We start from the raw sequence: 23724 nt of genomic DNA, 5'->3' as shown, positions 1-23724 counted from the left end.
TGAATAGGGCATCGTCAGCTTAAATGCTATGCTATCGTAGATTTCTTTTTTATAGTCAGGTAACACAATGAGTGCGTTAGATTTAGACCAATTAAGTGAATATCTAGATGGAGACCACAATGAGTATGGTCTAGATTTCGCTGCAACTCATGGTTTTCTGTGTGCAATTGCAGTAGGCCCTCAGTTTGACCGTTGGTTAGATGAGCTGTTTGATAATAACCATAAAAAGGTTCCTGCTGAAATTATTCAGCAAATCAAGGCGTGGTTAGAGTCAATTCGACAAGATTTAGCAAATGAAAATGGAATTGCATTTCCATTTGAAGTTGAAGAAGCTGATGTTGAATCTAGCTTGGGCGATTGGAGTGTGGGATTTGTTGATGCAATGTTCTTAAATGAAGAGGCATGGTTTGCCCCTGAATATGAAGAGCAATTAATTGATTTAACTTTACCAGTGATGGTATTTAGTGGAATTGATGAAGAAGATCCGCAGATGGAATCTTTCCGTCGCAATGGACAGTTAATGGATGAGCTGGCAGAAGAAATTCCAGATAATTTGAATGAATTGTACTTGATGTATCATACGCCAAATTAATTTATTAGAAGAAATAGTAAATAACGTCCTTTATAGGGCGTTTTTTATTACCTGAATTTTTTAATAGGTAATTGAGTGTAATAATATTTTTACATTAATTTTATTTATATATAATATTTATTGTTATTTTAAAATTTGTACTTTTAATAGAGTTTAATTTACCTATCATCATGTATTAGCCCATGATTGATATAAAAATCTTTAGTGTTATAACAATGCGATTTAATATGAATATAATTTGTAAAATTAGTGGTTTGCTCTCAGTAATATTGCTTGTAGCTTGTGGTGGTGAAAATAGTAACAGTGTTAGTGAGGAGAAAATTTCACAATCTACTCAAAATGAAGTTACTTATAAATTAATCTCTGGTACAGCATTTTCAACTTCCGCTTTGAATAGTGCAAATGTAACAGCAATTTGTAAAGATGGAGTCGGTTTTAAAAATACTGTAAATGTTAATGCCCAAGGTAAATGGCAAGGTGAAGTAGACAATAGTAAGTTTCCTTGTCGTTTACAGGTAAAAGCTAATGGACAAAGCTACTATAGTTATATCGAGCGTGAAGGTAATGTAAATATTAATCCACTTACGGATATAGTCGTTGCTTATGCCAGTAACCAAGTTCCTGCAACGTGGTATCAATCTGGAACCATGACTACAGAAAAGTTAAATTCAGCAAATTCTGCTTTGGTAGCTGAACTTATTAAAAAGGGGTACGGTATTAATAATGATGTGGATCTATTTAATGCTGAGATGAAAGCAAATAGCCCTATTCATCAAGTTATTCAAGAGTTTTTGGAAGCTATTAAAAATAATAAAAACGTTAAAGACTATGATGCACTGTTAATGTTAATTAAAGATGGAAATTTATCTCAATTGCCTAACAAAGTTGATATTTTGAATAACTCAATACCCATGGTTTTTAATTTTAATACGAATGCATGTCAAATGCTTCCTGCATTAGAGAATATGCAGCAATACAATAAATGTTCAGATAAGGTTATTAATAATTTTGTTGAAAGTAATTTAGTGGCTGTCGACTCAGATGAAAAGTGTATTTTGGTAAAACAAGGTAATAAAGTGAGTTTAACTAAAGGGAATCAAACAGTATCAGCATTGTTGGATCAAGAACAAGAAGATGGCATGAGCTTTACTTTTGATGAGGGTGAACTAGAGATTGTAGATGTTATGATTAATACGGGACCTTATACAGATATTAATACCTATAGTCAGATTGGATTAGACTTTTCTAATGATGGGAAGTTGAGGGCTGTTGTTGGGAAATCTCCAACTGTTCCACCAATGAATTGTGTAAGTGTGGAATTTAAGAAACTTATGGCGCAGTATAAATAATATTGATTTTTAATAGATTTACTATGTGAAAAAGGAGGATCATTTGATCCTCCTTTTTTTATTACAAGCGTTTACGTTTTGCAGCTGCAATTTGTGACTGGCGCATACGGAAACCAGCTTTTTGTTTTTCAGTTGTCTTGTCGATGCAATACACGCAAGAAACACCATGTTCATAACTCGTTAGAGCAGACTCTTCTGGAGTTAATGGCCAACCACAAGCATGACACTTAATATTTACGCCTTCTTCGACGCCATGAGTTACAGCAGTACGTCCGTCAAATACGAAACATTCGCCTTCCCATAAGCTTTCCTCAGCAGGGGTTTCTTCTAAATATTTAAGAATACCGCCCTTAAGGTGGTAAACCTCTGTAAATCCTTCTTGAAGAAGTAAAGAGGTTGATTTTTCACAGCGAATGCCGCCTGTACAGAACATCGCAATTTTTTTATCTTTATGTTGCTCTAGCTCTTTTTTGACATATTCTGGAAACTCACGGAATGTCTCAGTTTTAGGGTCGATTGCACCTTTGAACGTGCCCGCCTTATATTCATAATCATTACGCGTATCGACTAAAATTACATCATCACGTGCAATTAAATCATTCCACTCTTTGGGATCAAGGTAGTGGCCCACTAAGTCGCGGGGTTTAACTTCAACACCTAAAGTAACAATCTCTTCTTTAAGTTTAATTTTCATTTTACGGAAAGGTTTGTCAGAGCTATGGGATTCTTTGTATTCCATAGAGGCAAAGCCTTCATTGAGTAAAAATTGACAGAGGCTATCAATTGCTACACGGTCGCCCGCAACAGTACCATTAATTCCTTCACCTGCTACAATCAGAGTTCCACAAAGGTTAATTGTTTTCACTAAGTCTAATAGACGTTGCTGAAGATCTGTAGGATCTTGAACTTCTTTAAACTGATATAGTGCGGCAACAACCCAACCTGCGGTCGCTTGCTGTTCTACAGGTGCAAGCTGTTCTACAGTAGCGTTCATGGAAAACTCCAAATGTATTAAGATATAAATTTAAGGCGCATATTTTAGCGCGAAAATGTGTAATAAGCGAGAAAACCATAAAAAGTATATGGTTTATTTAAGGAGTTTGTTTTGAGTAATGATCATCGAATGCTCTCTCTCACCCCATGTGCAGGGCGTTGTTCAACAGTTTTTGGTGATCAGGTTTGCCGTGGTTGTCGTCGTTTTAACCATGAAGTGATTCAATGGAATACTTATACAGCAGAGCAACGTTTGGCTGTATGGAAGCGTTTAGATGATCAACTGAATCAAATTTTAGTACCGATGTTACCTCATGCGAACTTGCAGCATGTAGAGGGATTTATTTTAGGTAAACGTGTTCGGTTGATGGAAGGAGCGAGCAAAGGCCGCAAACTTTATCATGCCTTGAAAATATGTGAGAAAAATAAGCATCTGGCAACAGAGAGTGGTTTGGGTATTTCAGAGCCTCAAGTCAAAACAATATGGGTTGAATTTGAAAGGCGTGTTTTGGCTTTGGCTAAAGCGAGTTATGAGTTGGCTTGGTTGAGGGCTGATGGAATTAGTCATCATTTATTAAGTGTCTTTGACGAAGAATAAGTTTGTAGATTGAATGGAATATATCTCAATAAAAAAGCTGCCATAAGGCAGCTTTTTTATCATTAATTTTCTTTCGAATATTAACGTTTGATATCGCGCTGAGTCGGGCCAGTATAAAGCTGACGAGGGCGACCGATTTTGTATGGTGCGCTGTGCATTTCTAACCAGTGGCTGATCCAGCCTACTGTACGTGCAAGAGCAAAGATTACTGTAAACATTTCTGTTGGGATACCAATCGCTTTAAGGATGATACCTGAGTAGAAGTCTACGTTAGGGTAAAGTTTACGTTCAACAAAGTACGGGTCGTTCAATGCAATGCGTTCAAGTTCCATAGCAAGAGCTAATTGAGGATCATTGATATTTAATGCTTCAAGAACTTCGTCACAAGTTTGTTTCATGACTTTAGCACGTGGATCGAAGTTTTTGTAAACGCGGTGACCGAAGCCCATGAGTTTAACTTCTTTGCGTTTTACTTTTTCCATGAACTCGGCAACGTTTTCTACACTACCGATTTCATCAAGCATTTTAAGCACAGCTTCGTTTGCACCACCGTGAGCAGGTCCCCAAAGCGCAGAAATACCTGAAGAGATACATGCGTATGGGTTTGCGCCAGTAGAACCAGCAAGACGTACTGTAGATGTCGAAGCATTTTGTTCGTGATCAGCATGAAGCGTGAAGATACGATCCATTGCACGAGCAAGAACAGGATTTACTTTGTAATCACGGTCAGCAGGGGTAGCAAACATCATGTGTAAGAAGTTTTCCGCGTAATTTAAGTCATTACGTGGATAGATGAATGGTTGACCTACTGTGTATTTGTAACTCCAAGCAGCAAGCGTTGGAATTTTTGCAATTAGACGAATCGCAGTGATTTCACGGTGATTGATATCTTCAATGTCAAGGTTGTTGTGATAGAACGCAGATAGTGCACCAACAACACCAACCATGATCGCCATAGGATGAGCATCACGACGGAAACCATTGAAGAAACGGCTAACTTGGTCATGAACCATCGTATGAGCACGAACTTTGGCATCAAATTCTGTTTTTTGTTCAGCAGTTGGGAGCTCGCCATTTAATAATAAATAACAAGTTTCAAGATAGTCTGCTTGAGTTGCTAACTGATCAATTGGGTAACCGCGGTGTAATAAAATACCTTTGTCACCATCAATGAACGTAATTTTAGACTCGCATGCAGCTGTCGCCATAAAACCAGGATCGAAAGTGAAATGACCTTCTTTCAATATGCTGCTGACATCAATTACATCTGGACCTAAAGTGCCACTGTAGATTGGTAATCCAATTTCTTTGCCATCAAGATGTAATACGGCTTTTTTGCCATTTGCTTCAGACATTCAATAGATCTCCTGTCCTGGTGAATGTTGATCTGACCCGAAATCCTAATGTTCTCATGTGCGAATCAGACGGTGTCAAAATTTGCTATAAGATTAGTGAGTACTGAAATTTTGTCAATTATACTTATGGATAAAAAATGACGATCTCACAGAGAGTTAGTCATCAAGACCCGAGCAAAAAAGTCAGTAAAATCACTGCATCGGGATGGTATAATAAGTCAATTCAACAAGAACGTGCAGAAAAAAAATGAAGTATCAGTCCAATTGTAAGCAAATTTTAAAATTAAGATTAAAAATGATAAGTAGGTAGAAAATGCCAATCCAATTAAAAAAATCATAAAACTCATGGTGTAATTTCAAATTGCTAATCAAAAAAAACTCTATTTTTAGTTAGTTGTAACAAAGAATGTTGGTGTTTTTTTAAGTTTAATTGTATAAAAAATAGCTAATTGAACTACGTTAAAATAATAAAAACTCCTATTTCTGGTAAAAATTGCTTTCTCAAACATATTTTAGATTGATCAATTTGGGTGAATCTAAGTGCGTTTACTTAATTGAATTGTGGCTTTTATTGAAAATATGAGGAGTTACTAACATTTTTCTATTTATATGATGAATTTCTAACTTTATCTTTAGTCTAAAACTTACTTATTTAAAAGAAATTTTAGAAAAAATGAAATTAAATAAAAAGTTATCTTAAACAACAACATGATGGAATTGTGTATACCTTTTTAATAGGGTTAATAGGGTGATATCATTGTGAATGATTCTTATTTAATTGTTTTTTACTTAAATGGGAAAGTGGATTGTTTGTATTTTGATACTTCGCGTTTTATAATTCAGTGTCGTTTATAGGTTAGGCATGAGCTGTGCTTGCCTAACAATGCCAGCTTTCCTTGGAATTAATTCAACAAACTCCGGTCGGAGTTTCTACCTACAGGATGCCCGCTGTGAAAAGCAACAGACCTGTCAATTTGTCCATGGGTCAGGTGTTAGCGGTAAATTTACGCTCACCCGTGGCTATTGCATCAATTTTACACCGTTTATCAGGTGTCATCGTTTTCTTATTAGTACCAGTTCTATTATGGATTTTAGATAAATCATTATCTTCACCAGAAGGATTTGACTACGTTAAAAATGTCGTGTTTGGAAATATCCTTGTACGTTTTATCGTTTGGGTATTTGTAGCCGGCTTATTATTCCACTTTATTGCTGGAGTAAAGCACTTACTTGCAGATTTAGGTTTTGCTGAAGAACTGCAAAGTGGTCGTATTGCAGCGACAATTTCATTGATCTTATCTGTGGTAGCCATTATCGCAGCCTTTGTATGGATTATGTTCTAATGAAAAGTGCTACAGGTTTAACTGGTTCAGGTTCTCGTGATTGGTATATCCAGCGTGTAAGTGCGGTTGTACTAGCAGCCTATACTGTTGTTCTTTTGGGTTGGATTCTCTGCAAAGGCGGATTTGACTATCAACAATGGGCTGGTTTTATGATGACATTACCAATGAAGATTTTTTCTTTATTGGCAATTTTATCGCTTATTGCACACGCATGGATTGGGATGTGGCAAGTTTTTACTGACTATGTCACTACTCGTCAAATGGGTCCTTCAGCGAAAGGTTTACGCCTTGTACTGACGACGGCTGTCATTATTGCAGTGTTTGTGTACGCAATCTGGGGTATCCAGATTTTCTGGGCGAATTGATAGGAAGACATCATGGGCGCGATAACCCCTAAAGAAGATTATTCAAATATTCAAAACCTCACTTTCGATGCAGTTATCGTTGGTGGTGGTGGTTCTGGTATGCGTGCATCTTACCAACTTGCTCAAGCAGGTTTGAAAGTTGCAGTACTCACTAAAGTTTTCCCGACACGTTCGCACACTGTAGCTGCTCAAGGTGGTATCGGTGCGTCGTTAGGTAATATGCAAGAAGATAACTGGCATTTCCATTTTTACGATACAGTAAAAGGTTCTGACTGGTTAGGTGACCAAGACGCAATTGAATTTATGTGTCGTGAAGCACCAAAAGTTGTGTATGAACTTGAACACATGGGTATGCCTTTTGACCGTAACGCTGATGGTACAATTTACCAACGTCCGTTCGGTGGTCACTCTGCTAACTATGGTGATAAGCCAGTTCCACGTGCTTGTGCAGCTGCGGACCGTACAGGTCATGCACTATTACACACGCTTTATCAAAGCAACGTGAAAATGGGTACTCAATTCTTCGTTGAGTGGATCGCTCTTGATTTGATCCGTAACGAAGCTGGTGAGGTTCTTGGTGTAACAGCAATTGACCAAGAAACTGGTAACATTTCAGTATTCCAAGCAAAAGCGACATTATTTGCTACTGGTGGTGCTGGTCGTGTTTACCGTGCATCAACAAATGCTTATATCAACACTGGTGACGGTCTTGGTATGGCTGCTCGTGCTGGTATTCCATTGCAAGATATGGAGTTCTGGCAATTTCACCCAACGGGTGTTGCGGGCGCTGGTGTATTGTTGACTGAAGGTTGTCGTGGTGAAGGTGCAATCCTTCGCAATAAAGACGGCGAACCGTTCATGGAACGTTATGCACCGACTTTAAAAGACTTGGCTCCACGTGACTTCGTTTCACGTTCTATGGACCAAGAAATTAAAGAAGGTCGTGGTTGTGGTCCAAAAGGTGACTATATCTTACTTGATATGACTCACTTGGGCGCTGAAACAATCATGAAGCGTTTACCATCTGTATTTGAGATTGGTAAAAAATTCGCGAACGTTGATATCACAAAAGAAGCCATTCCTGTAGTACCAACAATCCATTATCAAATGGGTGGTATTCCTACGAATATGCATGGTCAGGTATGTTTACCTGAAGTGGGTACAGACAACTACACTAAACCTGTAAAAGGTTTCTATGCAATTGGCGAATGTTCTTGTGTATCAGTACATGGTGCAAACCGTTTAGGTACTAACTCACTTCTTGACTTGGTTGTATTTGGTAAAGCTGCTGGTGAGCACATTATCGATTACGTAACTAAGCATCATGGTGATGAATATGCACCTCTTCCAACAGATGTATTAGGGCAAACATTGGCTCGTGTACGTAAGTTGGATGACTCAGCTGCTGGTGAAAATGCTCAAGAAGTTGCTGATGCAATTCGTGATATCGTTCAAGACCATGCAGGTGTATTCCGTACTCAGGCGTTGCTTGATAAAGGTGTTAAAGAGATTCTTGCTCTTGAACCACGTGTGCGTAATATCCACTTAAAAGATAAATCTAGAGTATTTAACACTGCACGTGTTGAAGCGCTTGAAGTTGAAAACTTGTATGAAGTTGCAAAAGCAACTCTGATTTCAGCAGCTGCGCGTAAAGAGTGTCGTGGTGCGCATACTGTAGTTGATTATGAATTACCAGCTGATCACCCAACTTATTCATACGGTCGCCGTGATGATGAGTGGATGAAACACACGTTATGGTATTCATCAGATAACCGTTTGGAATATAAGCCAGTGCGCTTCAAACCGTTGACTGTTGATGCAATTCCGCCAGCACCACGTACATTCTAATCGGGAGTATAAAGATGAGTAGAGGTACTCGTACATTCGAAATCTACCGCTATGATCCTGATAAGGATAAAGCGCCGTACATGCAAACTTTCAAACTTGAATTGACTGATAAGCACCGTATGTTGCTTGATGCATTACTTGCATTGAAAGTTCAAGACGAAACGTTAACATTCCGTCGTTCTTGCCGTGAAGGTATTTGTGGTTCGGATGGTGTGAATATCAATGGTAAAAATGGTTTGGCTTGTTTAGAAAACCTTAATGATTTACCAGAGAAAATCGTAATTCGTCCATTACCAGGTTTGCCGGTAGTTAAAGATTTGGTTGTTGATATGAACCAATTCTATGATCAATATGACAAGATTCAGCCATTCTTGATCAATAACCAGCCAGCTCCACCTAAAGAGCGTTTACAAACTCCAGATGAGCGTGAACACTTAAATGGTTTGTATGAATGTATTCTTTGTGCATGTTGTTCAACTTCATGCCCATCATTCTGGTGGAACCCTGACAAGTTCTTGGGTCCTTCAGCATTGTTGAATGCGTACCGCTTTATTATTGATTCTCGTGATACTGCTACTGCAGACCGTTTGTCTCGTCTTGACGATCCATTCAGTTTGTTCCGTTGTAAAGGTATCATGAACTGTGTGTCAGTATGTCCTAAAGGTCTAAACCCTACAAAAGCAATCGGTCATATCCGTAGCATGCTATTAGATCAAGCGGGTTAATTCTGCACAAATAGAGAACGCACATCCTTGATGTGCGTTTTTTTTTAACTTTATAATGTAAACTTTAGACTTTGGTCGAAAAGGATAAGGTTTTTATATATTGCACCATATATTAAAAGATAAAATCGCATCTGTATTTCGCCAATTTATAGATGGTATGTGTCAAAAAAATCAATCGTTTGTTAAGAACATGATACGATTTGCCACAAAGTTATAGCTGAAAAAAGCGTATACTAGTAAAATTAATTTAAGCAGCACGATCTTAGATCTGTGCTTAATTTTTATGGTTAAAGTCATTTTAGAAAAGTTAATTTTAAAGTTAATTTTTCTAAAAAGATTTGCAAAAAATTGCTCGGTTTTAATCGAGTATAAGGTGAGTGATGATGCCATTGAGGGTGTTGTGATTCATTAATTACCTATAGAGTTTCCTCTCTAGGTAGTATGACGCCCCATGGTCTTAAAGACCTGTTGGGTAAGTAATGCCTTTTTTACCAATTTGGCATTATGCATCATGGGTGTGCTTAAAAGGCAGCCTGTAATATTTTTTGCAATAGGAAATGGGTCCACAAATGCAAGAAGTTGCTGACGCATTGCGTCTTGACACTGAACTTTCCGCTGATAGTGCAGCGTATATTGAAGAACTTTACGAGCAGTACCTGTCTTCCCCAACCTCTGTAGCTGAGGACTGGCGCCAATATTTCGATAAATATCCAAAGGGTGACCAACCACACGGCGCTGTGCGTGAGCAATTCCTATTACTAGGACGTAATGCTAATCGTGTTCAACCTGTTGTACAAAGTACTGTAAGTACTGAGCATGAACGTCGTCAAATTGGCGTTTTACAACTTATTGCTGCTTATCGTAATCGCGGACATCAAAAAGCTAAGTTAGATCCATTAGGTCTTGCTAAGCGTGAAGATATTCCTGATTTAGATCTTTCAGAACATGGTTTAACCAAATCAGATTTAGACACAGTATTCAACACAGGCAATCTTGAGATTGGCAAAAGCGAAGCAACGCTTGCTGAAATGATTGAAGCAATGGAAGCAATCTATTGTGGTTCAATCGGTGTTGAATATATGCATATCGTGGACACAAAAGAAAAGCGTTGGATTCAACAACGTCTTGAAAGTGTTCGTGGTCAGCTTAATTTTACAAATGATCAAAAGAAAGGGTTCCTAGAGCGTTTAACCGCTGCAGAAGGGCTTGAAAAATTCCTAGGTAATAAATACGTTGGTGCTAAACGCTTTGGTGTAGAAGGTGGTGAATCTTTTATTCCTATGGTGAATGAAATCATTCAACGTGCTGGTTCTGTTGGTTGTAAAGAAGTTGTTATTGGTATGCCACACCGTGGCCGTTTAAACCTTCTTGTTAATATTATGGGTAAAAACCCTGCAGACTTGTTTGGCGAGTTTGAAGGTAAAGCTATTCATAAGAAAGGTTCTGGTGACGTTAAATACCATCAAGGTTTCTCAAGTAATGTAATGACTCAAGGTGGCGAAGTTCACTTGGCATTAGCATTTAACCCATCTCACTTGGAAATCGTTGGTCCTGTAGTTGAAGGTTCTGTACGTGCACGTCAAGTGCGTCGTAGAGACATCGGCGGTGATGATGTATTGCCAGTCATTGTTCATGGTGACGCTGCATTTGCAGGTCAAGGTGTGAACATGGAAACCTTCCAGATGTCACAAACTCGTGGCTATACGGTTGGTGGTACTGTACACATTATCGTGAACAACCAAGTTGGTTTTACAACTTCTGATCCACGTGATGCGCGTTCTACTGAATATTGTACTGACGTTGCAAAAATGATTCAGACGCCAATCTTCCATGTGAATGGCGATGATCCTGAAGCAGTAATCTATGCTACTCAATTAGCACATGATTTCCGTCACGAATTCCGTAAAGACGTTGTACTTGACTTGTTCTGTTACCGTCGTCGTGGTCATAACGAAGCAGATGAGCCGTCTGGTACACAACCATTGATGTATCAAGTGATTGCTAAAAAAGCAACAACTCGTACACTCTATGCAGATCAACTTGTTCAAAACAAAGTAATTGATCGTGCTGAAGCAGACCAAATGGTTGAAGATTACCGTGCAGATTTAGAAGCCGGAAACCATGTGGCAAACGCTTTGGTACTTGAACCAAATACAAAAATGTTTGTTGATTGGACGCCTTATTTGGGCCATGACTATACAGACGATTGGGATACTTCATTTGACTTAAATCGCTTAAAAGAATTAGGCGAGGGCATGAGCAAACTTCCGGAAGGATTTGTTATGCAGCGTCAAGTGCAAAAAGTTATTGAAGATCGTGTGAAAATGCAAACTGGTGAAACTGCATTGAACTGGGGTGCTGCTGAAACTTTAGCTTACGCAACCTTGATCGATGAAGATTACCTTGTTCGTATTACTGGTGAAGACGTTGGGCGTGGTACATTCTCGCACCGTCATGCAAAATTGCATAATCAGGTAGATGGTTCAACGTATATTCCACTTTGCAATGTCAAAGAAAACCAGCCTCGTTTTGCGATTTACGATTCTTTATTATCTGAAGAAGCTGTTCTTGCATTTGAATATGGTTATGCAACTACAATTCCTAAGAGCTTAATTATTTGGGAAGCGCAATTTGGTGACTTCGTAAACTGTGCTCAGGTTGTAATTGACCAGTTTATTGCTTCTGGCGAGACTAAATGGGAACGAGTTTGTGGTTTAACAATGTTGTTACCACACGGTTTCGAAGGTCAAGGTCCAGAGCATTCATCAGCTCGTTTAGAACGTTTCTTACAGTTATGTGCTGAAGATAACATGCAAGTGATCACTCCAACGACACCTGCACAGATTTTCCATGCATTACGTCGTCAAGCTGTACGCCCAATTCGTAAGCCATTGATTGTAATGTCACCGAAATCTTTACTTCGTCATAAACTTGCAACTTCTACTTTAGAAGAGCTTGCAAATGGTTCATTCCAAACTGTAATTGATGAAGTTGATCAAATTAACAAGTCTGATGTAACTCGTCTTGTACTTTGTGGTGGTAAAGTTTATTACGACTTACTCGAAAAACGTCGTGAACAAAACTTAACTAACGTCGCAATCGTACGTATTGAACAGTTATATCCATACCCCGAACAACGTCTTGCGGAAATCTTGGCTGCATATCCAAATGTGAAAGAACTTGTTTGGACACAAGAAGAGCCGAAGAACCAAGGCGCTTGGTTATTTATCGCACCGCGTTTATACGACGATATCTTAAAATCTGGCAAACAAATCCGTATCAGTTTTGCAGGTCGTGAAGCTTCTGCTGCACCAGCTTGTGGCTCACCGTACTTGCATGCAAAACAACAAGCTCAGCTAATTAATGATGCATTGGCAATCGAAGCTGAACAATCAGGAGATTCTCAATAATGGCAACCGAAATTAAAGCACCGGTATTCCCAGAGTCTGTTGCAGATGGAACCATCGCAACTTGGCATAAAAAGGTGGGTGAACCTGTATCACGTGATGAAGTAATCTGTGATATTGAAACCGACAAAGTTGTTTTAGAAGTGGTTGCTCCTGCAGATGGTAGCTTAGTTGCAATCATTAAAGGTGAAGGCGATACAGTTCTTTCTGACGAAGTGATTGCTCAGTTTGAAGCTGGTGCTGGTGCAGCTGCTGCTCCTGCAGTAGAGCAAGCAGTTGCTCAAACTCAAGCTGGTGCAGCTCCTGTTGTTGAGCGCACTGAAGCTGTATCTGGTCAAGCTCCTGCAGTTCGTAAAGCTTTGTCTGAAACTGGTATTGCTGCTGCTGACGTACAAGGTACTGGTCGTGGTGGTCGTATCACTAAAGAAGATGTGACTAATCATCAAGCTAAACCAGCTGCTAACGTTACTCCGTTAAGCGTAGCTGTTGGTGAGCGTATCGAAAAACGCGTTCCAATGACTCGTTTACGTAAGCGTGTAGCTGAGCGTCTTCTTTCTGCAACTCAAGAAACTGCAATGTTAACTACATTTAACGAAGTTAACATGAAGCCAATCATGGAATTGCGTAAGCAATATAAAGATGCGTTTGAAAAACGCCATGGTGCTCGTTTAGGCTTCATGTCATTCTTTGTTAAAGCTGTAACTGAAGCCCTTAAGCGTTATCCTGCGGTAAATGCTTCAATTGATGGCGACGATATTATTTATCATGGTTACTATGACATCGGTGTTGCAGTATCTTCTGATCGTGGTCTTGTTGTTCCAGTATTACGTGATACTGATCGTATGAGCTATGCAGAAGTTGAAGCTGGTATTGGTGCTTATGCTGCTAAAGCGCGTGATGGTAAATTATCTATCGAAGAAATGACTGGTGGTACTTTCACTATTACTAACGGTGGTACTTTCGGTTCATTACTTTCAACTCCAATTTTGAATCAGCCGCAAACTGGTATCTTGGGTATGCACAAAATCCAAGAGCGTCCTATGGCTGTAAATGGTCAAGTTGAAATCTTGCCAATGATGTATTTAGCGCTTTCTTATGACCACCGTATGATCGATGGTAAAGAAGCAGTAGGTTTCTTGGTAGCAATCAAAGAATTGTTAGAAGAACCAGCTAAACTCATCCTTGATCTTTAATTTCTTCGAATAATATTACCGAGATAGAGTGATCCTCTATCTCGGACCATGGAGATAAACAATGTCTCAACAATTTGATCTTGTTGTTATTGGCGGTGGTCCTGGTGGTTATGAAGCTGCAATTCGTGCTGCTCAACTAGGTTTTAAAGTCGCTTGTATCGAAAAACGTATTCACAACGGTAAGCCATCTTTAGGTGGTACATGCTTAAACGTAGGTTGTATCCCTTCTAAAGCATTACTTGACTCTTCACATCGTTATGAAGATACAGTGCATCACTTAGCTGATCACGGTATTACTACAGGTGAAGTGAATTTTGATCTTGCTAAGCTTCTTGCTCGTAAAGACAAAATTGTTGACCAATTAACTGGTGGTATCGATCAATTGCTTAAAGGCAATGGTATTGAGTGGTTAAAAGGTACTGGTAAATTACTTGCTGGTAAAAAAGTTGAGTTTGTTTCACACGAAGGCGAGACTCAAGTTTTAGAACCTAAATACGTGATTCTTGCATCTGGTTCTGTACCTGTAAATATTCCTGTAGCTCCTGTAGATCAAGATATTATTGTTGATTCAACTGGCGCATTAAACTTCCCAGAAGTACCTAAACGTTTAGGTGTTATTGGTGCTGGTGTCATCGGTTTAGAGCTTGGTTCTGTTTGGCGTCGTCTTGGTTCTGAAGTTGTTGTATTTGAAGCAATGGATGCATTTTTACCAATGGCTGATAAAGCTTTGGCAAAAGACTACCAAAAACTTTTAACTAAGCAAGGTCTTGATATTCGTATTGGCGCTAAAGTTGCTGGTACTGAAGTTAATGGTCGCGAAGTGACTGTTAAATACACTCAAGGTGGCGAAGAAAAAACTCAGACTTTTGACAAATTAATCGTTTGTGTAGGCCGTAAAGCTTATGCAGAAGGTTTATTGGCAGATGATTCAGGCATTAAATTGACTGAACGTGGTCTAGTTGAAGTAAATGATTTCTGTGCAACTTCTGTAGAAGGTGTATATGCAATTGGTGACTTGGTTCGCGGTCCAATGCTTGCTCATAAAGCAATGGAAGAAGGTGTAATGGCTGTTGAGCGTATCCACGGTCATGCAGCTCAAGTGAACTATGACACAATCATTTCTGTTATCTATACACATCCGGAAGCGGCATGGGTTGGTTTAACTGAAGAACAAGCTAAAGAAAAAGGTCATGAAGTTAAAACTGGTCAATTCGGTTTTGCTGTAAATGGTCGTGCTTTAGCCGCGGGTGAAGGTGCTGGTTTCGTTAAGTTTGTTGCTGATGCAAAAACTGACCGTTTATTAGGTATGCATGTCATTGGACCTGCTGCATCTGATATCGTACACCAAGGTATGATCGCACTTGAATTTGTATCTTCTGTTGAAGATCTTCAGTTAATGACATTTGGTCATCCAACATTCTCTGAAGTTGTTCATGAAGCTGCACTTGCTGTAGATGGTCGTGCAATTCACGCGATTCAACGTAAGCGTAAATAAAATAAAGAGCGGTTCTCCGCTCTTTTTCACATTTGATGGTGTGATTAAAAAAACATCAAGGTGATAGAGGTAGACAGCAATTTGCATATACAACATGAGAATGTTGCGCAAATTGAAGACAACAAACAAAGTTAAGTAGGTAACTAAATGAACTTACATGAGTATCAAGCTAAAGCGTTATTGAAAGAATATGGTATGCCGGTACAAGAAGGTATCTTGGCAACCAATGCAGACGAAGCAGTTGCTGCATTCGAACAGCTTGGTGGTAAATTCGCGGTAATGAAAGCGCAAGTTCATGCTGGTGGTCGCGGTAAGGCTGGTGGCGTTAAAGTTGCAAAATCTAAAGAAGATGTTATCGAATTTGCAAACAACATTATTGGTACTCGTCTTGTAACGTATCAAACTGATGCAAATGGTCAACCAGTAAACAGCATCATTGTTGCTGAAGACGTATACCCAGTTGAGCGTGAGCTTTACTTGGGCGCGGTTGTAGACCGTTCTAGCCGTCGTATTACTTTCATGGCTTCTACAGAAGGTGGTGTAGAAATCGAGAAAGTTGCAGAAGAAACTCCAGAAAAAATTATCAAAGTTGAAGTTGATCCATTAGTTGGCTTACAACCATTCCAAGCGCGTGAAGTTGCGTTTGCTTTAGGTTTGAAAGACAAGCAAATCAGCCAATTTGTTAAAATTATGGCTGCTGCTTACCAAGCATTTGTAGAAAATGACTTTGCATTATTCGAAATTAACCCACTTTCAGTTCGTGAAAATGGCGATATTTTATGTGTAGATGCAAAAGTTGGTATCGACTCTAACGCGCTTTACCGTTTACCTAAAGTTGCTGCTTTACGTGACAAATCTCAAGAGAATGAGCGTGAATTAAAAGCATCTGAATTTGATCTTAACTATGTTGCTTTAGAAGGTAACATCGGTTGTATGGTTAACGGTGCTGGTCTTGCAATGGCAACTATGGACATCATTAAACTTTATGGTGGTCAGCCTGCAAACTTCCTTGACGTTGGTGGCGGTGCAACTAAAGATCGCGTAATCGAAGCGTTCAAAATCATCCTTGCTGATACATCTGTACAAGGTGTTTTAATTAACATCTTTGGTGGTATCGTACGTTGTGACATGATTGCTGAAGCGATTATTGCAGCGGTTCAAGAAGTAAACGTAACTGTTCCAGTTGTTGTTCGTTTAGAAGGTAACAACGCTGAGTTAGGTGCTAAATTACTTGACGAATCTGGTTTGAAATTAATTTCTGCGAACGGCTTGTCTGATGCCGCAGAAAAAGTTGTAGCTGCAGTTAAAGCGTAAGGGGAGTATCAATCATGAGCGTATTAATTAATAAAGACACTAAAGTATTGGTACAAGGTTTTACTGGTAAAAACGGTACTTTCCACTCTGCACAAGCTTTAGACTACGGTACAAAAGTTGTTGGTGGTGTTACTCCAGGTAAAGGTGGTACTACTCACCTTGATCTACCAGTATTCAACACAATGAAAGAAGCTGTACGTGAAACAAATGCAGATGCATCTGTAATTTATGTACCAGCTCCATTCGTTTTAGACTCTATCGTTGAAGCGGTTGATTCAGGTGTTGGCCTAATCGTTGTGATCACTGAAGGTGTTCCAACAATCGACATGCTTAAAGCAAAACGCTACTTAGAAACTAATGGTAACGGTACTCGTTTAGTTGGTCCTAACTGCCCAGGCGTGATCACTCCAGGTGAATGTAAGATTGGTATTATGCCTGGTCACATTCACCAACCAGGTCGTATTGGTATCATCTCACGTTCAGGTACATTGACTTATGAAGCTGTTGCTCAAACAACTAAGCTTGGTTTAGGTCAGTCTACTTGTATCGGTATTGGTGGTGACCCAATCCCAGGTATGAACCAAATCGAAGCTCTTCAATTGTTCCAAGACGATCCTGATACTGATGCAATCATCATGATCGGTGAGATCGGTGGTACAGCTGAAGAAGAAGCTGCTGAATTCATCAAATCTAACGTGACTAAGCCTGTAGTAGGTTACATTGCTGGTGTAACTGCACCTAAAGGTAAGCGTATGGGTCACGCTGGCGCGATCATTTCTGGTGGTCAAGGTACTGCTGAAGAGAAATTCGCTGCATTTGAACGTGCGGGAATGGCTTACACTCGTAGCCCAGCTGAGCTTGGTTCAACAATGTTGCAAGTTTTAAAAGAGAAAGGTTTAGCTTAATCGCTTTATCCTGAATCTTAAAAAACACCGCATCTGAAAATGATGCGGTGTTTTTTTATCTATTAAATAAAATAAGTAACCAAAAAATAAAATTTCTAAAGAAAACAAAATATTTAAGCAAAAAAATACGCAATGATTGGGGTGATCATTGCGTAGAACAACGAATCTGTAAAAACAGTTTCGGTTTAAGGAGAAATGTCGTGAGGTTCATATAATGTAACCTACATGATGAATAATAGAGATAGTTAAGAAATTCTTCATCGCTATTAGCGTTAATAAGTGTTACTTCACGTTAATAGGGTAAAAGCATGTGAATAGTAGTCGTCAATAGATTAGTAATTCTAAAAAATTATGCGATGAATAGAATAAGCATAAAAAAAGCCCCGAAGGGCTTTTAGTTTTTAAGGGAATTAGAATTTAAATAATCCTAAACCATCTTTAACTTCATCTAAGGTTTGTTGAGTAATAAGACGACACTTATCTGTACCTTGACGTAAAACATCCATAATGTAGTCAGGATCTTTAGCAAGTTCTTCACGACGTTCACGGATAGGACTAATCAATTCTTTCAAAACACCTTCAAGGCGTTTTTTAACAGTTCCATCACCTAGACCACCGCGACGATAGTGCGCTTTTAACTCTTCAACTTCTTCTTTATTTGGATCAAATGCATCTAAATAAGTAAATACAATATTACCTTCAACCTGACCTGGATCTTCAATACGAAGATGATTTGGGTCAGTATACATTGCATTTACAGCTTTTTTGATGTCTTTATCAGAAGCATTTAAAACAATGGTATTGCCTAATGATTTAGACATTTTTGCCTTGCCATCAAAACCAGGTAAGCGTGCCATATTTGAAAGCAAAGCTTTACATTCAGGCAAAAGGTCTTGGCCAATTTGACGGTTTATTCGACGTACGATTTCATTGGTTTGTTCAATCATTGGAATTTGATCTTCACCCACTGGAACCACAGTCGCTTTGAAAGCAGTAATGTCAGCCGCTTGTGCAACAGGGTAGCAGAGGAAACCAGCTGGAATGTCACGCTCGAAACCGCGCATTTGAATCTCAGACTTAATGGTCGGGTTACGCTCTAAGCGTGCAACCGTCACGAAGTTAAGATAGAGCATAGTGAGCTCATTTAGCGCTGGTAAGCATGATTGTACGCAAATCGTGGTTTTTGTTGGATCAATACCGACAGCTAAATAATCTAGAGCAACTTCCAAAATATTGCGACGGACTTTATCAGGGTTATCTGCATTGTCTGTTAGGGCTTGTGCATCTGCTAACAAGAGATGTTGATGATGGCTATCCTGTAAACCTACACGAGAACGCAAAGAACCGACAAAATGCCCAAGATGAAGTTGTCCGGTTGGGCGGTCGCCTGTCAAAATAATTGGACGCTGATCAACATTACTCATTATTTATTCCACTGTCTTATTGGCTTAATCAGGGGTAGTAAGCCCTGCAATATAAAAGATTGGCATTATTGTACGGGAAATAAAAAAAATTCGTCAGCGATTGGTTAAACTTTTCTTAAAATAATATTGTGAATTTATTCAGTAAAATTACAGAAATTGAAAAAAATCATCTTACAATAGTCGAATAAATACAAACTTGGATAAGAAATGGCAAGTGGCTTACTTTTACTACTAGATGATATTGCAACAATTTTAGATGATGTTGCTTTAATGAGCAAAATGGCAGCAAAGAAAACTGCTGGTGTTTTAGGCGATGATTTAGCTTTGAATGCACAACAAGTTACAGGTGTGCGTGCAGATCGCGAAATACCTATTGTTTGGAAAGTGGCTAAAGGCTCATTTGTTAATAAACTTATTTTGGTTCCTTTAGCATTGTTAATTAGTGTGATTGCACCTTGGTTGATTAATCCGCTCTTAATGTTGGGAGGCCTATTTTTGTGTTATGAGGGGGTGGAGAAAGTTCTTCATACCATCATGCATAAAAAGCCTTCTACATCAGAAGAAGCAAAAGCAGAATTTGATAGTGAAGAATTAGATTTAGCAAATTTTGAAAAAGAAAAAGTAAAAGGAGCTGTTCGAACAGACTTTATTTTATCTGCCGAAATTGTCGTGATTACTCTCGGTACTGTGGCTACAGCTACTTTAATGACTAAGGTAAGTGTTCTCAGCATTATTGCAGTTGTCATGACAATTGGCGTTTATGGCTTAGTTGGTATGATTGTTAAGATTGATGATTTGGGATTATATTTAACTAAGCAAACTGCTTCATTTAAGCAAACTATAGGTCGAAGCTTATTAGCTTTTGCACCTATTTTGATGAAATTACTTTCAATCGTAGGCACCATTGCAATGTTCTTGGTTGGTGGTGGGATTATTAATCATACGATTCCGTTACTTCATCACTTAACTGAAAATACAGTCGATCATGTAGAAACAATACCAGCGGTAGGCAATATTATTGGTGCTTTAACACCGACACTAATTAACTTTGGAATAGGATTGGTTGCGGGTGCAATTGTTCTATTAATTGTGAGTTTAATACAAAAAATGTGGCCAAAAAAAGCATCGGGTTCATGATGCCATTCTAAAATAAGAGGGAAATTATGCGCTGGAAAGGTCGTCGAATTAGTACCAATGTGGAAGACCGTCGAGGTGGTGGCGGTGTTAGAGCAGGTGGTATCAGCATTATTGGTTTGGTTGTGGCATTCGTTGCGTGGAAGTTTTTTGGCGTTGATCCACAACAAGCTTATCAGGCAACTCAGCAAGTCACTGCATCCCAGCAGTCAAATGCAACTGCACCAGAAAGTTTAACAGCCGAGCAAAAAGAAGCCTCTGATTTTGTTGGAACTGTTTTAGCTGATACAGAGGATACGTGGACTCCTATATTTAAACAGTTAGGTAAAACATATACGCCACCAAGATTGGTGTTATTTAGTGGAATGATTCAGTCAGGGTGTGGTACTGCCCAATCTGCAATGGGGCCATTTTATTGTCCGGCAGATCAGAAGGTTTATATCGATACAGAATTCTTTAAAGATATGCGTCAGCAAATGGGTATTTCTGGTGAACAAAACCAATCTGAACTTTCTAGACAAGATCAGGCAGGCGATTTTGCTCAAGCTTATGTGGTTGCACATGAGGTAGGGCACCATGTTCAAACCTTGCTTGGTATCTCGTCACAAGTTCAACAAGCCCGTGCACAAGCAAGCCAAAGAGAAGGTAATCAATTATCTGTTCGCCAAGAATTGCAAGCCGATTGTTTAGCTGGTATTTGGGCAAGTCATAATCAGCAACGTACTCAATTTTTAGAGCAAGGCGATATTGAGGAAGCGATGGATGCTGCTCAAAAAATTGGAGATGATTATTTACAGAAGCGTTCTACTGGTCAGGTTGTTCCAGATAGCTTTACGCATGGTAGTAGTGAACAGCGAATGCACTGGTTTCAGGTTGGTTTAAAAACTGGCGATATTAACCAATGCGATACTTTTAACAATCCAGTTTAGGATTTTATAGGATGAGTCTTGTTAAACATATTTAAGAAGCTCATCCGTTTTTCTTTAGATCATAACTATAAATAATGTTAAGAAATTTAACAGAGTGATAGATTGTTCATTCAATTCGTTAAACTTGTGCCCTAATTTCTGTTTTTTATGATTATGGCATTCTTCATGCCAGTTTTTTATTAAGTTTGGTCGATCTAACAAAGTTTCACTTATTTGGTCGTTGACCCAGAAGAAGGGTATTCATGGGTAATTTTTTTCTACTACAAGCATTCACAGTGGTTTTTGCGCTATCAATCGCAACCACGATCTTTAATAAGCGCATTTTAGGCTTTCCACAGGCTATTGGTGTGCCGCTGGTCTCAGCAATTTTTGTCTTTATTTTGCAATGGGGCGCAAGCCTACTAAACGGTAATCAGTTTATTACCATTAATATTCATAATATTGAAGACGCCGTGCGCCATATCGATTTTTATGATTTTTTAATTAATGGCGTCATCTGTTTTATTTTAACTTCTTCTGCACTGAAATTTAAAATTTCTGATTTAAGAAGTTACTGGAAGCAAATTAGTATTTTGGCCACCATTGCATTAGTCATTTGCGCCGTTTTATTTGGTGGATTGCTCTACGGCTTCCAACTACTCGTTGGATATCATGTGCCAATTCTGGTGCTACTACTTTTAGGTGCAGCTTTAGGAGCAACAGACCCTATTGGTATTAAAGGGGTACTTAGTTCGATTCGTGCACCGCATCATTTGATCGTTAAGCTAGAAGGCGAGTCACTATTTAATGATGCAATGTGTATTGCCTTATTTATGACCTTGCTCAATGTTTTACAGGGTGAACATTTCTCCTTGATGGCAACACTAGAAGCTTTACTCTATGAAATTGTTGTTGCGGTCGGGATTGGTTGGGCATTTGGGGTAGGGGTGTTACGTCTATTACGTGGTAAACACGAAATGGAGTCCCTGATTTTGACAACAGCTTTGCTTGCGAGTGGAGCATATTTAGTGGCTTTGTTTGCCCATGCATCAGCACCGATTGCTTGTGTAATTGGCGGTTTAATTGTTGGCAACAAATGGAAAGAAATTCGAGAAGAGCGCGAGATTCAAGAAGTTAATCATTTTTGGCATACCGTAGAAGGAATCATCAACTCATTCCTGTTTACTTTAATTGGTCTAGAGTTATTTATTCTTGATTTAAACTTTAGCCTAATTTTAGGCGGTATTGTTGCGTTCTTTATTCTACATATCTCTCGTTTTGCGGCTAACTTCATGGCTTTTGCCTTTTTCCCTAACATGCGGAAAATGAAAAGTTATAACGGTAGTTTAACCATTTTATCTTGGGGTGGGGTGCGAGGGGGGATTTCACTTGCATTGATTTTGGCCGTTGCCAATATTCCCGCATTAAGTCCTTATAGCAGTATCCTGATTGGCTATACTTTTATTAGTGTGTTGTTATCAGGCATTGTATGTGGTCTAGGCCTACCAGCTGTGATGAATGCTTTCTATTACAATCCGAATGAAGAAACCGAAGGTTTAAAAGGTCTCTATCAAAGATTATGTCATAAGATGAATCGTAGAGGCTTTCAGTATATTGTTGGAGAGGATGCACTGGGTAGAGAAACGATCACCATTTTTAATCCCGATATTCTGGTTGACCAAAAAACTGAAGATGGAATTGCAACAATGCATGACCCAAATAAGTTACAAGAAGTAAAACGATTTGAGAGTCCTGATAATTTCTAAATATTTACGGTTTTAAATTTTATAAAAGATTTACAAATTAGGTTTTAGTGTAATAGTGAAATATTACCTAAAGCCTTTTTTTTCTATATATATCATTAATAATATATTTTATTTTATTAAGATATTAATAATTGTTATATGAGTATTTTAATTAAATGACATTTCAACAAATGGTAAATATAAAAGAAGAAATTTGTTTTATATATAAAACATTTAAAGAAATTTTCCATTAAATTAACACAAGATAAACTCAAAGAAGACTTATATATAATTTCTATTAATTAAAATTTTTTCTTTAGGTACTTTAGTATTTGTTTTTTTTATTTTAAAGTGGTTAATGTAAAAATGATCACATTACTTAATGTTTTTAAGTTGTAGGTCAAAAACTTGAAAACATTAAGTAAAAAGAATTATACAAAAAATCATTTAAATCAATAATATAAAAGGAATACAGATATGCCTGAAATACAAATTATTGCCAAGGATAGTCACGACACCTTGTCAACCATCAAGGGAACTTCCGCATCGCTCACAGAAGCGTCGGTCGTATTAGTAAAAGTGGCTGCCAGTGATGTATTGGTAGTGAATAGGGAGGGAACCAATGCAGTCATTCGCCTTAAAAATGGCGAGACAATTGTTATTGAAGGCTTTTTTAGTGGAACAGCTGAGCCTAAAGATAACAGCCTTGTTTTTCAAGACGAAAATGGACAGTTAATCTGGGCAAAATTCAAAGATGCTGAAAATGATGCCGACGCGGATGCTGATGCCGATGCTGATGCCGACAGTGATGTTGAGCCACAAGCACTTTTAGGTGAAGACTTACCAGCCGCGTTACCAGCAGAGGCACCACAAGAGTTGGTGTCTGATGTTATTTATCAGCCTATTTCTTCAATTGAACCATTGCTTTATCACGATGGTGGCATAAACCCATGGTTATGGGCTATCCCATTAGTTGCGGGTGGTATCATTGCAGCAGCATCAAACCATGATAGTAATAATGATTCTTCAAC

At 38.6% G+C, this 23724-nt stretch carries 20 protein-coding genes and 1 pseudogene; 17 read left to right on the top strand and 4 right to left on the bottom strand.

Annotated elements, in window-relative coordinates:
• The first annotated feature begins 67 nt into the window (after positions 1–67).
• Positions 68–592, top strand: coding sequence for a YecA/YgfB family protein (locus F935_RS00105; RefSeq protein ID WP_016137044.1), 525 nt, complete (start codon positions 68–70; stop codon positions 590–592).
• Positions 593–819: 227 nt separating this feature from the next.
• A complete protein-coding gene (locus F935_RS00100; protein WP_035365911.1) occupies positions 820–1941 on the top strand; it encodes a hypothetical protein in 1122 nt (373 codons plus the stop codon).
• Between the two features lie 61 nt (positions 1942–2002).
• On the opposite strand, the gene F935_RS00095 is transcribed toward F935_RS00100, so the two are convergent.
• Entirely contained in the window at positions 2003–2935 is a 933-nt protein-coding gene (locus F935_RS00095) for an oxygen-dependent tRNA uridine(34) hydroxylase TrhO (protein ID WP_016137042.1), read from the bottom strand.
• 111 nt (positions 2936–3046) lie between these two features.
• Between F935_RS00095 and F935_RS00090 the strand changes: the two genes are divergently transcribed.
• A complete protein-coding gene (locus F935_RS00090; protein WP_016137041.1) occupies positions 3047–3532 on the top strand; it encodes a DUF1289 domain-containing protein in 486 nt (161 codons plus the stop codon).
• 80 nt (positions 3533–3612) lie between these two features.
• Here F935_RS00090 and gltA read toward each other — a convergent pair whose 3' ends face one another.
• Both gltA and F935_RS19170 read right to left on the bottom strand, forming a co-directional pair.
• Entirely contained in the window at positions 3613–4887 is a 1275-nt protein-coding gene (gene gltA / locus F935_RS00085) for a citrate synthase (protein ID WP_004789414.1), read from the bottom strand.
• Positions 4888–5251: 364 nt separating this feature from the next.
• Positions 5252–5332, bottom strand: a pseudogene (locus F935_RS19170) (hypothetical protein); the annotation flags it as partial.
• A gap of 496 nt (positions 5333–5828) precedes the next feature.
• Here F935_RS19170 and sdhC point away from each other — a divergent pair.
• From sdhC to sucD, 10 genes are all read left to right on the top strand, one after another.
• Positions 5829–6230 carry a succinate dehydrogenase, cytochrome b556 subunit gene (gene sdhC / locus F935_RS00080; RefSeq protein WP_003655453.1) on the top strand — a complete coding sequence of 134 codons (402 nt, stop codon included), beginning with the start codon at positions 5829–5831 and terminating at the stop codon, positions 6228–6230.
• Positions 6230–6595, top strand: a complete 366-nt coding sequence (sdhD, locus tag F935_RS00075; protein ID WP_016137039.1) for a succinate dehydrogenase, hydrophobic membrane anchor protein — start codon at positions 6230–6232, stop codon at positions 6593–6595. Before sdhC ends, sdhD begins: the two co-directional genes overlap by 1 nt.
• Positions 6596–6607: 12 nt before the next feature.
• Complete coding sequence (gene sdhA / locus F935_RS00070) at positions 6608–8443, top strand: succinate dehydrogenase flavoprotein subunit (protein WP_016137038.1); 1836 nt, start codon at positions 6608–6610, stop codon at positions 8441–8443.
• A 14-nt stretch (positions 8444–8457) separates the two neighbouring features.
• Positions 8458–9168: a succinate dehydrogenase iron-sulfur subunit gene (locus F935_RS00065; RefSeq protein ID WP_016137037.1), complete on the top strand. Its 711-nt coding sequence runs from the start codon at positions 8458–8460 to the stop codon at positions 9166–9168.
• Between the two features lie 283 nt (positions 9169–9451).
• Positions 9452–9580 (top strand): hypothetical protein, encoded by a 129-nt coding sequence (locus F935_RS00060; RefSeq protein ID WP_002116082.1) that lies wholly within the window; start codon positions 9452–9454, stop codon positions 9578–9580.
• A 157-nt stretch (positions 9581–9737) separates the two neighbouring features.
• A complete protein-coding gene (locus tag F935_RS00055; protein ID WP_016137036.1) occupies positions 9738–12578 on the top strand; it encodes a 2-oxoglutarate dehydrogenase E1 component in 2841 nt (946 codons plus the stop codon).
• Entirely contained in the window at positions 12578–13768 is a 1191-nt protein-coding gene (gene odhB, locus F935_RS00050) for a 2-oxoglutarate dehydrogenase complex dihydrolipoyllysine-residue succinyltransferase (protein WP_016137035.1), read from the top strand. Before F935_RS00055 ends, odhB begins: the two co-directional genes overlap by 1 nt.
• A gap of 61 nt (positions 13769–13829) precedes the next feature.
• The gene (lpdA, locus tag F935_RS00045; RefSeq protein WP_016137034.1) at positions 13830–15263 is read left to right on the top strand and encodes a dihydrolipoyl dehydrogenase; all 1434 of its coding nucleotides are present in this window, start codon (positions 13830–13832) and stop codon (positions 15261–15263) included.
• Between the two features lie 147 nt (positions 15264–15410).
• Positions 15411–16577, top strand: a complete 1167-nt coding sequence (gene sucC, locus F935_RS00040) for an ADP-forming succinate--CoA ligase subunit beta (protein WP_016137033.1) — start codon at positions 15411–15413, stop codon at positions 16575–16577.
• 14 nt (positions 16578–16591) lie between these two features.
• The gene (sucD, locus tag F935_RS00035) at positions 16592–17482 is read left to right on the top strand and encodes a succinate--CoA ligase subunit alpha (protein ID WP_003655479.1); all 891 of its coding nucleotides are present in this window, start codon (positions 16592–16594) and stop codon (positions 17480–17482) included.
• A 410-nt stretch (positions 17483–17892) separates the two neighbouring features.
• Here sucD and trpS read toward each other — a convergent pair whose 3' ends face one another.
• Positions 17893–18906 (bottom strand): tryptophan--tRNA ligase, encoded by a 1014-nt coding sequence (trpS, locus tag F935_RS00030; RefSeq protein ID WP_016137032.1) that lies wholly within the window; start codon positions 18904–18906, stop codon positions 17893–17895.
• Positions 18907–19113: 207 nt separating this feature from the next.
• Here trpS and F935_RS00025 point away from each other — a divergent pair, with 207 nt between their 5' ends.
• The 4 genes from F935_RS00025 to F935_RS00010 all read left to right on the top strand — a co-directional run.
• Entirely contained in the window at positions 19114–20043 is a 930-nt protein-coding gene (locus tag F935_RS00025) for a DUF808 domain-containing protein (protein WP_016137031.1), read from the top strand.
• Positions 20044–20069: 26 nt separating this feature from the next.
• Positions 20070–20969, top strand: coding sequence for a KPN_02809 family neutral zinc metallopeptidase (locus F935_RS00020; RefSeq protein ID WP_003655486.1), 900 nt, complete (start codon positions 20070–20072; stop codon positions 20967–20969).
• A 242-nt stretch (positions 20970–21211) separates the two neighbouring features.
• The gene (locus F935_RS00015) at positions 21212–22714 is read left to right on the top strand and encodes a cation:proton antiporter (protein ID WP_016137030.1); all 1503 of its coding nucleotides are present in this window, start codon (positions 21212–21214) and stop codon (positions 22712–22714) included.
• Positions 22715–23170: 456 nt separating this feature from the next.
• On the top strand, positions 23171–23724 hold a 554-nt coding region (locus F935_RS00010; RefSeq protein WP_016137029.1), incomplete at its 3' end, for a BapA/Bap/LapF family prefix-like domain-containing protein.

The sequence above is a fragment of the Acinetobacter calcoaceticus ANC 3811 genome (assembly GCF_000399665.1).
Lineage (GTDB): Bacteria > Pseudomonadota > Gammaproteobacteria > Pseudomonadales > Moraxellaceae > Acinetobacter > Acinetobacter calcoaceticus_B.
The sequence above is the reverse complement of the archived record's forward strand: the minus strand, read 5'-3'. Positions and strand labels throughout refer to the sequence as shown.

Bases quoted from the DNA above. Each gene is read 5' to 3' on its own strand.
- F935_RS00105 (WP_016137044.1), top strand. From the start codon at position 68: ATGAGTGCGTTAGATTTAGACCAATTAAGTGAATATCTAGATGGAGAC.
- F935_RS00100 (WP_035365911.1), top strand. From the start codon at position 820: ATGAATATAATTTGTAAAATTAGTGGTTTGCTCTCAGTAATATTGCTT.
- F935_RS00095 (WP_016137042.1), bottom strand. From the start codon at position 2,935: ATGAACGCTACTGTAGAACAGCTTGCACCTGTAGAACAGCAAGCGACC.
- gltA (WP_004789414.1), bottom strand. From the start codon at position 4,887: ATGTCTGAAGCAAATGGCAAAAAAGCCGTATTACATCTTGATGGCAAA.
- sdhC (WP_003655453.1), top strand. From the start codon at position 5,829: ATGCCCGCTGTGAAAAGCAACAGACCTGTCAATTTGTCCATGGGTCAG.
- sdhD (WP_016137039.1), top strand. From the start codon at position 6,230: ATGAAAAGTGCTACAGGTTTAACTGGTTCAGGTTCTCGTGATTGGTAT.
- sdhA (WP_016137038.1), top strand. From the start codon at position 6,608: ATGGGCGCGATAACCCCTAAAGAAGATTATTCAAATATTCAAAACCTC.
- F935_RS00065 (WP_016137037.1), top strand. From the start codon at position 8,458: ATGAGTAGAGGTACTCGTACATTCGAAATCTACCGCTATGATCCTGAT.
- F935_RS00060 (WP_002116082.1), top strand. From the start codon at position 9,452: ATGGTTAAAGTCATTTTAGAAAAGTTAATTTTAAAGTTAATTTTTCTA.
- F935_RS00055 (WP_016137036.1), top strand. From the start codon at position 9,738: ATGCAAGAAGTTGCTGACGCATTGCGTCTTGACACTGAACTTTCCGCT.
- odhB (WP_016137035.1), top strand. From the start codon at position 12,578: ATGGCAACCGAAATTAAAGCACCGGTATTCCCAGAGTCTGTTGCAGAT.
- lpdA (WP_016137034.1), top strand. From the start codon at position 13,830: ATGTCTCAACAATTTGATCTTGTTGTTATTGGCGGTGGTCCTGGTGGT.
- sucC (WP_016137033.1), top strand. From the start codon at position 15,411: ATGAACTTACATGAGTATCAAGCTAAAGCGTTATTGAAAGAATATGGT.
- sucD (WP_003655479.1), top strand. From the start codon at position 16,592: ATGAGCGTATTAATTAATAAAGACACTAAAGTATTGGTACAAGGTTTT.
- trpS (WP_016137032.1), bottom strand. From the start codon at position 18,906: ATGAGTAATGTTGATCAGCGTCCAATTATTTTGACAGGCGACCGCCCA.
- F935_RS00025 (WP_016137031.1), top strand. From the start codon at position 19,114: ATGGCAAGTGGCTTACTTTTACTACTAGATGATATTGCAACAATTTTA.
- F935_RS00020 (WP_003655486.1), top strand. From the start codon at position 20,070: ATGCGCTGGAAAGGTCGTCGAATTAGTACCAATGTGGAAGACCGTCGA.
- F935_RS00015 (WP_016137030.1), top strand. From the start codon at position 21,212: ATGGGTAATTTTTTTCTACTACAAGCATTCACAGTGGTTTTTGCGCTA.